Genomic DNA, 16210 nt, shown 5'->3' with positions numbered 1-16210 from the left:
ATTTGTAATGAAGTTTTATAACAAAGCAATCGTTAAGTTGAGATAAGGTCCATTTAAGGTAAAAGGGCTGTATCTGGAATCCGTCGAATTAATAGCCATCGTTCCTGTTGCAAGCTCAGGTTGTAGTGTACCCAATTTAGCTTGCACGAGGGTGCCAAGTTGAATAATTGCAATAGCATTGATGTAATAAGCAAAACGATAGCCAGCTTCTAAAGTGAAATCTAGATTTCCCCAAATGCGATTATAAGGAAGTCCATGTTTAGAATCAAAACCCGGCACCACTTGTGCCATCGTTGGCGCCGTAATGGACTGGGTGCTGGTCGTAATTGAACTCGCGTGAAGTGCTCTAGCAATTTAGCAGATCTTTAGGTTTTTGTAATAAACATAAAGAGGGGGTAAATTTATTAATATTGTTTATTGTTATACGTCGATCTAACTTTGGAAATATAAATAATTACTTCAACGAATTGCTATGAGTGTATTGCATCAAGGAGTGCATTGGCATTCAATACTTTTTATTATTATAATTTAAGCTTAAAGCTTAATGGGTGACCCTCAAGCTGTCTCCCATTTGGCACTCACGATATTAATTTGCATCACAGGCGGGTCTTTATTTTTGGCATCCAACATAGTGTACTTTAACAATCAAGTTTGAGCCAAGTGCATAGTTAAAATACATACCCAAGTCCCTTAATTTTGGTAAGATTGAGTTCAGTACAATCCTATTTCTTTAGTAAGGGTTACCCCCACGTTAAATAATATTTTTTCTTATAGTAAGATAAGAAGCCAGCCGTAACGATTTAGGAAAAGGACTCCGTACGCTAACTGAAAGGATTTCACTACCCTACTTATTAAAAAGGATTTTGTATGAAAGCATTATGCTGGCACGGAAAAAAAGATGTCCGGGTAGACGAAGTTCCCCATCCTGAAATTATTAATGATCGCGATGCTATCATTCGAGTCACCGCGACTGCTATATGCGGATCTGATCTACATTTATATAATGGCTTGATGCCAACAATGAAATCGGGTGACATCTTAGGGCATGAATTCATGGGAGAAGTTGTAGCAGTAGGTTCTGCAAATAAAAAATTAAAAATAGGTGATCGCGTGGTTGTTCCTTTCACCATTGCTTGCGGTCAATGTTTTTTCTGTAAGCAAGACTTATTCTCTATCTGTGAAAACTCTAATCCGAACGTTGAACTGGCAAATGAGCAAATGGGACATTCACCCTCTGGTTTATTTGGATTTTCTCATCTTTTAGGCGGCTTCTCTGGTGGGCAAGCGGAATATGTTCGTGTACCTTTTGCAGATGTGGGGCCGATTAAAATTCCGGAAGGCATTCCTGATGAAAAAGTTTTGTTTTTATCAGACATCTTACCCACAGGTTATATGGCTGCTGAAAATTGCGGAATTAAAGACGGCGATACGGTTGCGATATGGGGTTGTGGACCCGTCGCACAATTCGCTATACAAAGTGCCTGGCTATTAGGCGCTGGGCGCGTGATTGCGATTGATTGTGTTAAAGAAAGATTAGCAATAGCGGAAAAATTAGGTAAAGCTGAAACCATCAATTTTGAAGAAGACGATGTCTATGATCGTTTGATGACAATGACTCAAGGTCGCGGACCAGACCGATGTATCGATGCGGTTGGCGCTGAAGCTCATGTAGGTCCTAAATTTGATTCCATCATAGATAAGGCAAAACAAGCAGTCCATTTAGCTTCAGACCGTCCACATTGCTTAAGAGAAGCAATTCAATGTTGTCGCAATGGTGGCACGGTTTCCATACCCGGTGCCTACATTGGCATGTTAGACAATATCCCATTTGGTTCAGCAATGAATCGAAGTTTGACTTTTAAAATGGGTCAAACGCATGTCCAACATTACCTCGACTTATTACTGAAAAAAATAATGAATGAAGAATTGGATCCATCAAAAATTATTACGCATCGACTAAAGCTAAGTGAGGCGCCAGAGGGTTATAAAATTTTTAATGCTAAAGAAGATGGCTGTTTAAAAATCGTCATGACCCCTTAGAATTTGGAGAATTAAAGATGGATATTTATGAATATTTAAAAATGGATCATAAAAAAGTAACTAAGCTTTTCAAATTATTTGAAAGTGCCCCAACTGAACGAAACCAATTAGAAATTTATAAAATGATTCGAAACGAATTAACGATTCATGCAAAATCAGAAGAAGCTACTTTTTACAAAGCTCTAGAAAAACATGCAGAAAGTCTGCCTGACACACGGCATGGTGAAAAGGAACATGTCGGAATTATGAATAAATTAGCTGAAATTGACATGCATAAACAAATAAGTAATACGATGAAAAAATTAATCTTGGAATTGAAGCAACTTGTCGAACACCATGTCTCTGAAGAAGAAGGCAAATTATTTAAAGATGCAAAAAAAGTATTAACGGACAAAGAAGCTTATATTTTGAAATTACAAATGCATGACTATAAAGAAAAATTGTTAAACGGCACGCTTTCACCAAGCACAGAGACTGTTTGAAAATAGATGCTATACGTCAATTAGGTTATCGCGCTTGCGGCTTCAAATCCTTCCGCTTTGCAAGGCGCCTCGCTTTATTTCGTTACTTTCTTTTTTTCGACCTGCTATAGTAAATCGGCAAGAAATCCCATAGGCACACTATAAACTTGTCGTTATAATTCGTTTGTGGGAATGATTATTTAATAAAAGGATTTAGCATGACGAAAATTAATTTTTACCGCGCACTCTTATTTATCCTCTTAGGATTCAATCTTACTTCAACTTATGCTTGGGATCATTCTGTAGAACTTGGCGCCGGGAAGTACCATGATCCAAATAATGTCCATTACGATAACTCGGGTCTCTTTTTATCAGGTGACATTATAGGATTGAAACGCACTTTCTGGACTTTTTGGTCGCTCACAGGTGCGCTAGGGCAATGGCAATCGACAGCACCGGAAAATAAGAATCTCACTACGGCTGCACTCTCTTTAGCTTTACGTTTTTATCCTTTTAATATTGCCGATCAATTTCCAGCTTATCTTTTGGGATCAGTGGGTCCTGCTTACCTTTCAAGTAGGAAATTTGGTACCAATACGCAAGCGAGTAATCTTACCATTCAAACTAACCTTGGCTTAGGGGCTGAGTTTAATCAATATGATATTAATTTACGATTAGTGCATTTTTCAAATGCCAACTTGGGAAATCCCAATGAAGGATTTAATTTTCTTTTCATGCTTTCGTTAGGTTATTTATTTTAAAATTATTATTTTATACCGATCAGGATAAATTATTTTTTGTCACCTGATCGGTATGAATATTATAATGAGATACAAATGAAAGAGAAATAAAATGAGTAAAGCATTTACCAAAGAATCCGATGATGATGAGCCAGAGCAAGCAGAAATCCCCACAGAAAATATTAGAAACTGTGTAACACCTTTTGGACTTGCTCAGTTGCAAGAAGAATTTCATCGTCTTTCCTATGAGGAACGACCTAAAATTGTCGAAACTGTGCGTTGGGCAGCAGGTAACGGGGACCGCTCTGAAAATGGTGATTATATCTATGGAAAGAAACGATTAAGAGAAATTGACCGCCGGGTGCGGTACTTAACCAAAAGAATTAAATCTGCAGAAGTAGTTGATCCTAATCTTCAAAAAAAATTAACAAAAGTATTTTTTGGTGCAACCGTTACTTATCTCCAAAGTGATGGTCTTAAAAAAACAGTAAAACTGGTCGGTGTCGACGAAGCGGATTTATCCCAAGGCAAAATTAGTTGGATCTCACCTGTCGCAAAAGCATTATTAAAAGCAGAAGTGGGGGATGTTGTAAAACTTAAAACGCCGGAAGACATAGAAAAGTTGGAAATCTTAGCCATTCACTATTGAAATGTATCCCTTGATAGACGAAAACAAATCAGCCCTCTCACACTACCCAGCCTAGTTTGGTGGGTAGTCAAAAAGGGCTTAGAGCATAGAAAGCATCGCCTGAACTGCCAAGAATTTTAACCGTCATTCCAGCTTTCTTGAGCTTAGAATCAACAACTTACCTTTGGCTTTCTTAACATATCCCGGTTAACCCATTGATTAAATTAAAAAATAAAACTCAACCATTATGCTCTATAGTTATAATATGAGGTGATTAAAAAAAAATCACATGGCTTGAAATGGCATACCGATTTAATAAAGTTATGAATTATAAAAAGGGATAACGTTTGAAAAAACTCGATCTCATTTCGTACTCTATACGCTTAAGCAGGACTAAAGTATGTCATTAGTCGAGATTATTGATGATTTAGTAACGCACAACGATTTTAAAGAAAACGTTAAATATTTAACGAAAACCTTTTTACCAGGCCAAGTTATACAAGAGCAAGGCACGATGCCGGTTCATATTTATCTAATTAAAAAGGGCAAGGTAAACTTATCCATTAATTGTATTAATCACTACAGCTCTCATTATGAAGTATTGCATCCGACACTTATATCGATAGGTCCTGGAGAGTTTGTTTGCGAATTATCTTTATTTGAAAAGACTCTATCACCTACCGATGTCATTGCAGCCGAAGATTGCGATGTAGTCGAATTTGAAATTGAATCATTAAAATGTTTTTTAGAAAAACATCCTGAAATTGCTTATTATTTTATGTTAGAAATTATAAAGAGTCATTCCATACAAATTCGTCACGCAGAGAAAGCAATAGGCGTTCTTTATGCATGGGGCTTGCATGTTCATCATATTGATTGACAGTGGAAGTTTAAGAACGCACGATTAAAAAGATCAAGGATTATATATGACTAGCTATGTTTTCCCTGGACAAGGCTCGCAATCACTCGGCATGGGAAGAACTTTATTCACAGACTTTCCTGATTTAGTTGAACAAGCCAATGAGATTCTAGGTTATTCAATTGTGAAATTATGCTTAGAGGATCCAGAGGGAAAATTGAATCAAACTAACTTCACTCAACCTGCTCTTTTTGTCGTGAATGCTTTATCTTATCTCAATAAAATTAAAGAAAATGAAAAGCTGCCGCAGTATGTAGCTGGACATAGCTTAGGCGAATATAATGCATTATTTGCAGCACGCGTCTTTGATTTTGCCACTGGATTGAAGCTTGTACAAAAACGCGGGAAGCTGATGAGCCAAGCAACACAAGGGGCCATGGCAGCGGTAATCGGATTAAAAAGCGAAGACGTATTGAAACTCATTGCTAAACATCACTTAAACGAGCTTGCTATCGCTAATTACAACTCTTATACCCAAGTTGTGATTACCGGATTGAAAACTGCAGTATTGGCAGCAGAAACGATTTTTACTGGCGCAGGTGCACTTTATTATCTTCCCTTAAATGTAAGCGGTGCATTTCATTCCAAATATATGGACGATGCTCAACAAGAATTTAGCTTATTCATGCGTGAATTTCACTTTGCAAAACCCATTATTCCTATCATTGCTAACATGACAGCTAAACCCTATCCTATTGGCTCTATCCATACCTTACTTGCTCAACAAATTACACACCCCGTGCATTGGACTCAAACAGTTGAATACTTACTTTTGCGAGGAGAAACTGACTTTGAGGAAATAGGTCCTGGAAGAGTATTATCGAGCTTAATTGCGCGCATTCGCAAAGGGCAATGAATCTCTGTAATTTCATTTGGAATCGTGCTTAACCCTCACCTCCCACGATATTTGAAGATAAGGTAGAGAACGCAAGTGCAATCCAAACGTTTAACTCTCGATTAAAATACATTTTCCAAATTACTCTTTTACACAGAGAACCAAACGCAAACATTTAAATTAAATTAGGGTAAATGACGATTGCATACAAACAATTTGTTCTGAAGATTATTTTTTTTTATGCAAATGAGCTTAAAATCCAAGCGAAGATCAATCTTTTCAAACAACAAATAAAATTAAGTAGCATAATGAACGTGATGCAAATCTTCTAATTCATGTGCATGATACTGGATGAAATTTAATACTTTTAAAGTGTCAAAAATAAATTCAATATAAACTTCTTGATTCTCTGGTTGAGCAATACGATTTGAACAAAACGCGAGCCAAAGTAACCACTTCGCAGTAACAATGCTAATTGCATTATCGGTTAGCTTTATTTTAGGCTGAACTCTCTCATACTCTTTAATAAAACCATCTGCTTTTCTCGTATTCAAAACATATTTATTTTCTTTTGATTCAAGACACCACGCTAATAAAGTATCAACATAATTGACAGCAACTGGCATATAACCACCGCTTTCCCAATCTACAATAATAGGCTCATCTCTGAGATTCCATAAGATATTTTGCGGAATCATCTCATTATGAGCGAGCACTAAATCATCTGAATGTTTAATGGCATGTATTGCTTGCTTAGAATTGATTTGAATGAAACTCTCAAGCTCATTTAACATTTGATTAAAAATCTGAATGTCTTTTAATTGCAACCAGGGTTTCTGTGTAACAAGGTCCGACAAAGACGCAATGGTCATATTCCATTTTATGCGACCCATTTCAGATGAAATTTTTAAAGAATGAATTTTTGCTAATAGATTAGCAACTTTTTTAATTTTATCTTGAGTGATATTTTCAAGGGAAGAAATTCTACCCTCAACAAACGGATAAACAAAAATAATTTTTTGATCTATCATTAGCATTTTTTCATTATTACCATGCGGTAATGCAGGAACCGCGGGGATATTATTTTTAAACATACTTTCTGCAACTTGTTCTCCAACAGTTAAGGAAAGTATGAGAGCTTGTTTATCAACAAAATGATTTTTTTTATAATTTTCAATATCGATTATTTTTAAGAGAAAATTACCCTTCGTGGTAGTAACTTTATAATTCGTATTGATATCATTACCAGACATCAAACTTGGTATAGAAGTTAAATTACCGAGTTGATAAGTTGAGCAAACTAATGCAAATAAATTTTTCATTTGTATTCCTTGATTACGATAATTTCCATATCATCATTTAAAGAATAACCCTGATCAATTTCTATACCAGGTCTCAGTTATATTTATTTGATGTTAACCCAAACAAATTATGACGCATTACCTGTCTCAACATCAAGAATGTCTTTCGGCGTAATTAAATTATCTTTAAAACAAACAATGACTTATATTTTTTGCATCGAAGAGGGGACGAAATTTTACTATACTAAGATAAGGAGTTGCATGGGTTTGTAAGTGTTTGAATCCTTATCAAGTTGAGGTTTGATACATTTTCCGCAGGAGCTGTTATGACATCCAAACAGATCCACAAAAATAAATCAGGAATTTCATCAAAAGACTTATCGACCGATATTGCCGTGATTGGTATCGCTTGCCGTTTCCCGGACGCTCCAAACTATCAACAATATTGGCATAACTTAATTAATAATATTAACAGTATTCGTGAGATCCCGTCTGATCGGTGGGATATCAAACAATATTATTCGCCAGAACGCGATGCGCCCAATAAAAGTATTAGTAAATGGGCGGGACTTTTAGATCAAATTGACCTTTTTGACGCACCTTTTTTTAATATTACTTCGACTGAAGCCAATTCAACTGATCCCCAACAACGATTGCTGATGGAAGAGACATGGCACTGTATCGAAGATGCAGGCGTAACGCTCGCAGACCTTCAAACCCACCAAACTTCCGTTCATGTGGGGGTTATGGCCCTTGATTATTATCAACGCATGCTTGCTCCAAACACTGAAATTGATCGTTATGCTTGTTTAGGAAATTATGAAGGAATATTAGCAAATCGTTTATCTTACTTCCTTGGCTTAACCGGAGAAAGTGAATCCATTGATGCAGCGTGTGCGTCTTCGCTGATTGCTTTACATAATGCAAAACGAAATTTGTTAAGTGGAAAAAGTGATTACGCAATTGCAGCAGGTGTTAATGTCATTTGTCATCCATGGAAATATATTTCATTTTCTAGAGCTCATATGTTAAGTCCAAATGGGCAGTGTAAAACATTTGATGCGAGTGCAGATGGATACGTACCCGGTGAAGGCATCGCTGTAATGTTACTTACACCCTTACACAAAGCCTTACAAAAAAATTATCACATTTACGGTATTATTAAAGGCTCATCGGTCCATCATAGTGGCAAAACCAAATCCATTACCGCACCGAAAGTTCCTGCCCAACAAAGCATCATCGAAGAAGCAATACGCGAAGCGCGAGTACCCTCAGAAAGTATTACGTATGTTGAAGCGCACGGTACCGGCACTTCCCTCGGTGATCCCATTGAAGTCGAAGCATTGTCACAAGCGTTTAATACTAAAAAAAGACAATTTTGTGCGATTGGCTCCGTTAAAACGAATATCGGTCATCTTGAGGCTGCCGCAGGGATCGCCGGCGTCATCAAAGTTTTAATGATGATGAAACATAAAAAAATTGTTAAAACACTCAACATAAAAACCGTTAATCCTATTATTGATTTTGAGCATTCTCCTTTTCATTTAGCCGAGCAATTAACTGATTGGCAACTACCAAAAAATATTTCAAAACGTCGGGCTGGCGTCAGTTCTTTTGGATTCGGCGGAATGGGTGCACATATTATCTTAGAAGAATATCGGCAGGAAAAGCCGCGCACAGCACCGAAATTAAGTTTTCCCTTTTTACTTTCAGCCAAATCGGTAGCAAGCTTATCTGCATTGTTGAAGGAGTGGCAAGCTTATATCAAAACTGAGCAATTTCAAATTCAATCCCTTGCTGATATTTGTCTCACCTTAAGCCAAACAAGAGAATCCTTTCCTTATCGCTTGGGTCGCATCATTAATAACAAAGCAGATCTCGAACATGTGCTTAACGAAGCTTTACACCATAAGATAACAAATCAAACAGTTGATTCATTGAAAGAAATGCCCCAAATATTAAGATTACAAACCATTCCCCAACGGTCTTATACCGATTTTCATCGGCTATGCTCAACTTATTCACTACTTCATCAATTAGAATTAACGTGCTTAGAAAATATAGCGGCTCTTCCACAGGGCAATAAAATTATTGGAAAATTTCAGACGAGCAAAGAAGCTTCCTTTCAACGATTAAGAAACTTCGTGGCTTTAGTCATATTGAGTAAAGCCACGATGATGAGTGGCGTAAAAGTTGATTGTCTCATGGGCGATGGGATAGGCGAATTAGCAGCGGCCGTTACAAGTGGTTTATTAAACTTTCGATCCGCCGTGAAGTGGCTATTAGGCATTCAACACACTATTCATTTAAAACGCCCCAAAGTAAATTTCTTTAACTCAGCGCTTGGAAAAGTGATACAACCTTTTACAGTTACAACATCTTATATTAAAACTTTAAAAGCACTGAAAATTGAAGCGAGCGAAGCTGAAAGCATTTTGCAAAAATCACGCATCTTGCAACACAATCAGTTTTCATTTAAAAAATACTTAAATGAATGGAAAAAAATATTAGATTATTATGATATCTCTCTCTCAGATTATTTAGATAAACCGCAACGCTTTTCTCCGCAACAACAAACATTACTTCAAGTTGCACTTTACGATAGCTACAAAAATTTAAATAAAAAATGGGATTTATCAGGTAAAATTGCCCTGCAAGATCCTGCAGCGGAGGAACTGAGTCATTTGCTGTTTGATGGCGTATTAACCAAACTTGATGTTGCTCACTTGCTTCTCAATACAGATACTCACTCTCTTGACCAAATCGCAATCCAGATACAAAAAAATCAACATTTAATTGATATGAACAAGCCATATTTTTTGCTGAAGCAAGGCAATCAATTAGTCACTGAAATTCCTGACGTTAAAAAATGGCTCACTGGAATTTTTAATGAAGCGATAACGACAACAAGTCCTCAAGAAAAACTTCCCAAGGGAAAATTTATTGATATTGGTAGCAATTTTGCAGCAAAAGGGACTGCTAATATTAAAAATTTGTTCCCCTCTTTTCTGGTATCGTTATGGCAAGATGGCGCGTCTATAAATTGGTCGCTCGGGTATGCAGAAACAGCCTACCATAAAGTTGCGCTCCCTAACTATCCTTTTGCGCGCGAAAGGTATTGGATTGAGAACACTACCCAGAAGACGGCTGAACCCAGTCTAAAATCAACAATAGTAACAGGGGATGGAAAAAAGTGATTTTGCCATACCCCTGAAGTTAAACACGAAATCCATTTACCTGTTTCGTAAAAATTAATGGAGCTGACCTACCTTATTTGACCTTGATTATTTAAAACAGTAAAAGATTTTCCATCGTACAGCAAAAAGAGAATATGCAATTTCAGTCAACAAATGTACTAAGTTTTCTTAAAGCTCAGCATCACGGAACTGTAGGGTATTCTCCATTTCCTAACATCAGTGAGGCTGCACAGGCCCGCTTAACCTAATTAATTATTTTCTTTCAAGTACTGTTGCTTGAAACTATACATTTCATGACCAATATTTTCTAATTCTCCTTCACTAAACATCTTTTTAATTTTAGGAAATAATTTAGTTTCTTCTTCATGAGCATGATGGAGAACGTCCTGTTTAAATTTCAAAAACAATTTCTCCCACTCTTCATTGCTTTCTACTTTATCAAATTGATTAATAGCCTTTTCAGCATGTTTTTCTTCTGAAATTAAATGTTTTACCGTTTCATCAAGCTTTTCATTAGCTTTAAAATGAGGATACCAAATTTTATGCTCCATAGCTTCATGACGTAACAAATCATCACATAATGTGTTAAACATTTTCTTTTTTGTTTCTGGTTTGTGCGACTCATCATTAATCTCGTCCAACATTTGACGTACTTTTTCATGTTCTTTTAATAAGAATTCAACTGCGTTCATAATTTACTTCTCCTAAATTTTAATAATTTTAATATATTTATTAAATTGAATGTAAATGAATAACATGAAATATTAAATAACGAAAAAGAAAACAGTATTGCAGAAATTTGCACAAGCTAGGACTAGCATTAAAGCTTAATTTTGATTTTATGTCAACTGGTAGTGGAATTTTGAACGCTATGTTACATAAGCTTTACTGAAATAAAAATTAATAAATTTTTGCAAAAAAAATACAATTTAACTATTTTGTCAAACGCATTATCGCGTAGTAAATAAAACTTTTTATGCACAGTGATCTTTTAAAACCGGCTCGCCTAAATTGATTGTGGAAACTACTTCATGGCAATTGGACATAGCCCTTATTTTTTTCTTTTCACTAGCAGTTGCTTAGCATAGACTTTTTCAATTTAATATTAATAACGCCGATTTGCCGACAAAATAAATTAGAAGTTTTTCATTGCAGATTAGTAATAATTTTATACAACGCTAAGCTAATAAGGACATAACATGATTAATCCCAACTTGGATATTTTAAATCAATTGCCTGCTTCCATCTTTTGGAAAAATAATAACCTTGAATTTCTCGGGGGAAATCAATCCTTTCTTAGGGCGGCTGGATTGAGTCATGTCACTGACATTGTTGGTAAAACAGATTTTGACTTACCGTGGTCCTGCACCCATGCTGATTTGTACCGTAAAGATGATAGAGAAATTTTAAGGGGAAAAATTATTTACAATCAACTTGAAACTCAACTGCAAGCAACAGGTCAGTTAGTTACGGTCATCGTTAATAAAAAACCCCTTTATGACCAAAACAATATTCCTATTGGATTAATAGGAAGTTACATGGAAAAAAAACCTGAGCCCCATAGAGCAACTTTGAATATCTTATCTAAACAACAAAAATATTGTCTTCTTTATACGATTCAAGGAAAGAGTGCCAAACAGATTGCTAATCAATTGGGTCTATCAACACGAACAATCGAATTTTATCTTGGCCTGATTAAGCAAAAATTGGCGTGTCGTAACAAAGCGGAATTAATTAGTACTGCTTTACGATTGGGATTTAAAGCTTGAAAGTCGGAACGGTTTAAATGAAGTTATAAGAGACTTATTCACCAGGTATTAATTGCAGCACTTCATGTGAACCCGTTAAGATGTCGCTTAAAAATGATTTTTGGACAGAAGTGACGGGATCAACATAACCACTGTGAATTAAATCAGTAAAGCCGATAATATTATTAAGGATAGTACGATGTTTGAATGATAATTCTTTTAATGATTCATTCATGGTGCCAGCCTCATGTTGAGACAGATTCGATAACATGGCTTTAGATTCATTTAAGACATTAGATAACAGTTCTTGTTGAAGGGTAGAGACGTGACCTAAGTCCCCGTAGTATAACATTTCACTAAAGCCAATTATATTTTGTAGTGCAGCACGAACTTTGAATGAAACCTCTGGAACATTAAATGGGGTGGAAGATGCTGCGGATGCACTTGGATTGAGTTGCGGTAATAGTAATTCTTTCCTTAATAATAACAATCCCATCATTGCGGCAAATAAAATCATCGCCGTACCTAAAAGCGAGGGCATACCTAGCTTACTTATAGATTGAACCGTAGCCTGAATACTGGGTAATCCTGCTGATGAATTAAAACTAGTCAGATTATTATTATTAAATGTATTCCCTGATGTATTGCTTATGCCATCTCCGAGAGAAGTATTGTGCATTGCCGTATTTGAAACATTAGATTGAGTGGTGAGATTTTCAATACCATTTTCGATAGCTGTACTTGTATTGTTAATGATATTGGTACTTGTGGCATTCACTTTTATTGGTGTTAAAGCACTTGCATCATAAGGTGCAACAACTCGCGCAACGAGTTGTTCGCCCGGTAAATTAGGTATAGGTGGAATAACATCCGGAACGACAGGCGTTACTTTATTGAGAATATTTGCGCTTAAACCCGTAGGTTGCGAGAGGGTATAATTACTGGCTGATGATCCTTGAAGACCAAGATTGGTAACAGTAACTGGAATATTTGTTCCAACTTCTGCACTAATAAAATTAGCAGAATAACCTTGTTGATCAATACTAACCGCATCGTTAAATAAGACGCCGGTCAGTGTGGCATGATTAAAATTTAATGAGGTTGCAGTTTGTCCATTATAATCTTTGTTATTAGCTAAAATACCGGAAGTATTTAAAGTAGCTGGTGTTACGGTCAGTGCTGTAGCATTTCCAGTAGCTTGAACAAAGTTATAATTACCGTTAACCGCGGTTAAACCAAATCCTTCGATTAAATAATTCCCAACATTACTAGTATTTAAAGCAGGCGATGCGAACGATAAAGTGCCCGTTGTAGCTGATGATAGCGTGTCACTATTGACAAAACCAAGGACATTGCCGGTAAAAGATGGATTAGACGATCCATAGGTTCTACTGACTGGATCTGCGGAATAGGTAAGGGTTGCAGGTGTTATTCCTAAATTAGCACTAACATAGTTCATAAAGTAATTAGCACCGGCAGAAAGCGTACCTATTGTAATGAGATAATTACCAACATTTTCCCCTGGCATACGACTTAATGAGCCATTTAAATTATCATTAATACTAACAATATTACCCATCCAATCTTCAACATTATGATTAACTAAGCCAGACTGAGTGTAAGTAAAGGTTGGATCATTGCTTCCATATACCTTACTCGCTGCAATTGCATTTACAGTGAGGGATGCTGGATTGATCGCTAGAACGGGGCTACCTATTAAATTCGTGAGCATGTAATTGTCAGCTGCAACGCCAGTGAGCGCATTGAAAGTAGCGCTTGTAATAGTATAAGGACTTGTACTAACTCCTTCCCCTGCAATACGTGTTAAAGAAAGAAGTGATGTAACAACACTATTGGTATCATCAATTGCAACATTGCCATTCCACGTTGATACAGTACTGTTAATCAAACCATTTAGAATCACACCTATCCCTGCTAATGATGGGTCATTCGTTCCATAAATCTTATTTTGATTAGCGATACTGCCTGTTAAGTTTGCAGGTGTAATTATTAAATTCGGACTACCGACTAAGATTGGCGCGCTATAGTTTCCAGCGGAACTGCCCGTTAAAGCATTGAAAGAAGCTGCAGTGATTGCATAAGGACTCCCATTAACCATTTCACCAGCAACGCGGGTTAGTGAAGCAAGTGTTGTAGCAACGCTATTGGTATCATCAATAGCAACACTGCCATTCCACGTAGAAACGTTTCTATTGATAAGACCATTTAAAGTTGGAACGATACTTGAGAGTGTCGGATCGTTACTACCGTAGACTTTATTTTGATTAGCAAGACTGCCAGTTAAAGTTGCAGAACTCACTGTTAATGTTGGACTACCAGTTAAAGTGGGCGCACTGTAATTTCCTGCTGCACTACCACTTAAGGTATTGAAAGTTGCACTTGTGATGGAATATGGACTGCCACTTACTACTTCACCTGCAACACGAGTTAAAGAAGCAAGAGATGTTGCAACTGAACTTGAATCATTTAAAGCAACAGCGCCATTCCAAGTGGTTACTGTTCTATTAATCAAGCCATTTAAGGTTACACCGATACCGGAAAGAGTTGGATCATTAGCACCGTATACTTTGCTTTGATTGGCAATGGAACCCGTTAAGCTTGCTGGAGTTACGGTTAATGTTGGGCTGCCTGTGAAAGTTGGTGCACTGTAATTGCCAGCTGCACTGCCCGTTAAAGCGTTGAAAGAAGCTGCAGTGATTGCATAAGGACTGCCGCTTACAACTTCACCGACAACACGAGTTAGAGTAGCAAGTGATGTTGCAACATTGCTGCTGTCGTCAAGTACTACACTGCCGTTCCAAGTGGTTACTGTTCGGTTAATTAATCCAGTTAAAGTAACACCGATACCGGAAAGGGTTGGATCGTTAGCACCATATACTTTTGTTTGATTAGCAATGGAACCCGTTAAGCTTGCTGGAGTTACAGTTAATGTTGGACTACCGATGAAGCTTGGTGCGTTATAGTTGCTAGCTGCACTGCCCGTTAAAGCATTGAAAGAAGCTGCAGTAATTGCATAAGGACTGCCGCTTACTACTTCACCGGCAACACGAGTTAAGGTAGCGAGTGATGTTGCAACATTGCTGCTGTCGTCAAGTACTACACTGCCATTCCAAGTAGTGACTGTTCGGTTAATTAATCCATTTAAAGTAACACCAATACCGGAAAGGGTTGGATCGTTAGCACCATATACTTTTGTTTGATTGGCAATGGAACCCGTTAAGCTTGCTGGAGTTACAGTTAATGTTGGGCTACCGATGAAGCTTGGTGCGTTATAGTTGCTAGCTGCAGTGCCCGTTAAAGCGTTGAAAGAAGCTGCAGTAATTGCATATGGACTGCCACTTACAACTTCACCTGCAACACGAGTTAAGGTAGCAAGTGATGTTGCAACTGAACTTGTATCATTTAGAGCAACACTGCCATTCCAAGTGGTTACCGTTCTATTGATAAGACCGTTTAAGGTAACACCAATACCCGAAAGGGTTGGATCGTTAGCACCATATACTTTTGTTTGATTGGCAATGGAACCTGTTAAGCTTGCTGGAGTTACGGCTAAGGTTGGGCTGCCTGTGAAAGTTGGTGCACTGTAATTTCCTGCTGCAGTGCCCGTTAAAGCGTTGAAAGAAGCTGCAGTGATTGCATATGGACTACCACTTACAACTTCACCTGCAACACGAGTTAAGGTAGCAAGTGATGTTGCAACTGAACTTGTATCATTTAGAGCAACACTACCATTCCAAGTGGTAACTGTTCTATTGATAAGACCGTTTAAGGTAACACCAATACCGGAAAGGGTTGGATCATTAGCACCATATACTTTTGTTTGATTGGCAATGGAACCCGTTAAGCTTGCTGGAGTTACAGTTAATGTTGGACTACCGATGAAGCTTGGTGCGTTATAGTTGCTAGCTGCACTACCACTTAAGGTATTGAAAGTTGCACTTGTGATGGAATATGGACTGCCGCTTACAACTTCACCGGCGTTGCGCGTTAAAGAAGCAAGAGTTGTTGCAACATTGCTGCTGTCGTTAACTACTACACTACCGTTCCAAGTTGAAACACTGCGATTAATTAAACCATTTAAAGTAACACCAATACCGGAAAGGGTTGGATCGTTAGCACCATATACTTTTGTTTGATTAGCAATGGAACCTGTTAAACTTGCAGGGGTTACAGTTAATGTTGGGCTACCGATGAAGCTTGGTGCACTGTAATTGCCAGCTGCAGTGCCCGTTAAAGCATTGAAAGAAGCTGCAGTGATTGCATATGGACTACCGCTTACAACTTCACCTGCAACACGAGTTAGAGTAGCGAGTGATGTTG

General features: G+C 37.4%; 12 protein-coding genes. 8 read left to right on the top strand and 4 right to left on the bottom strand.

Annotated features, from left to right (window positions below; all coding sequences use genetic code 11):
- Positions 1–15: 15 nt before the first annotated feature.
- Positions 16–291 (bottom strand): hypothetical protein, encoded by a 276-nt coding sequence (locus H0W64_09860; GenBank protein MBA3662024.1) that lies wholly within the window; start codon positions 289–291, stop codon positions 16–18.
- 576 nt (positions 292–867) lie between these two features.
- On the opposite strand from H0W64_09860, the gene H0W64_09855 reads away from it, so the two are divergent.
- From H0W64_09855 to fabD, 6 genes are all read left to right on the top strand, one after another.
- Positions 868–2040: a glutathione-dependent formaldehyde dehydrogenase gene (locus H0W64_09855; GenBank protein ID MBA3662023.1), complete on the top strand. Its 1173-nt coding sequence runs from the start codon at positions 868–870 to the stop codon at positions 2038–2040.
- Between the two features lie 17 nt (positions 2041–2057).
- Positions 2058–2522, top strand: a complete 465-nt coding sequence (locus H0W64_09850; protein MBA3662022.1) for a hemerythrin domain-containing protein — start codon at positions 2058–2060, stop codon at positions 2520–2522.
- 197 nt (positions 2523–2719) lie between these two features.
- A complete protein-coding gene (locus H0W64_09845; protein ID MBA3662021.1) occupies positions 2720–3262 on the top strand; it encodes an acyloxyacyl hydrolase in 543 nt (180 codons plus the stop codon).
- A 91-nt stretch (positions 3263–3353) separates the two neighbouring features.
- A complete protein-coding gene (greB, locus tag H0W64_09840; protein MBA3662020.1) occupies positions 3354–3890 on the top strand; it encodes a transcription elongation factor GreB in 537 nt (178 codons plus the stop codon).
- Between the two features lie 379 nt (positions 3891–4269).
- Positions 4270–4749, top strand: a complete 480-nt coding sequence (locus H0W64_09835; protein ID MBA3662019.1) for a cyclic nucleotide-binding domain-containing protein — start codon at positions 4270–4272, stop codon at positions 4747–4749.
- Positions 4750–4795: 46 nt separating this feature from the next.
- The gene (fabD, locus tag H0W64_09830) at positions 4796–5644 is read left to right on the top strand and encodes an ACP S-malonyltransferase (GenBank protein MBA3662018.1); all 849 of its coding nucleotides are present in this window, start codon (positions 4796–4798) and stop codon (positions 5642–5644) included.
- Positions 5645–5919: 275 nt separating this feature from the next.
- Here fabD and H0W64_09825 read toward each other — a convergent pair whose 3' ends face one another.
- On the bottom strand, positions 5920–6945 hold the full coding sequence (locus tag H0W64_09825; GenBank protein ID MBA3662017.1) for a phosphotransferase: 1026 nt from the start codon (positions 6943–6945) through the stop codon (positions 5920–5922).
- A 305-nt stretch (positions 6946–7250) separates the two neighbouring features.
- On the opposite strand from H0W64_09825, the gene H0W64_09820 reads away from it, so the two are divergent.
- Positions 7251–10121 (top strand): hypothetical protein, encoded by a 2871-nt coding sequence (locus H0W64_09820; protein ID MBA3662016.1) that lies wholly within the window; start codon positions 7251–7253, stop codon positions 10119–10121.
- 248 nt (positions 10122–10369) lie between these two features.
- Here H0W64_09820 and H0W64_09815 read toward each other — a convergent pair whose 3' ends face one another.
- On the bottom strand, positions 10370–10813 hold the full coding sequence (locus H0W64_09815) for a hemerythrin domain-containing protein (GenBank protein MBA3662015.1): 444 nt from the start codon (positions 10811–10813) through the stop codon (positions 10370–10372).
- A 507-nt stretch (positions 10814–11320) separates the two neighbouring features.
- Between H0W64_09815 and H0W64_09810 the strand changes: the two genes are divergently transcribed.
- Positions 11321–11890, top strand: coding sequence for a PAS domain-containing protein (locus H0W64_09810; protein ID MBA3662014.1), 570 nt, complete (start codon positions 11321–11323; stop codon positions 11888–11890).
- Between the two features lie 34 nt (positions 11891–11924).
- On the opposite strand, the gene H0W64_09805 is transcribed toward H0W64_09810, so the two are convergent.
- Positions 11925–16210, bottom strand: a 4286-nt coding sequence (locus H0W64_09805) for a hypothetical protein (protein MBA3662013.1), incomplete at its 5' end; no start/stop codon positions are given.

This window comes from Gammaproteobacteria bacterium (assembly GCA_013816845.1).
GTDB lineage: Bacteria > Pseudomonadota > Gammaproteobacteria > DSM-16500 > DSM-16500 > Aquicella.
Note: the sequence above shows the minus strand (reverse complement) of the source record. Positions and strands in the feature narration are given on the sequence as shown.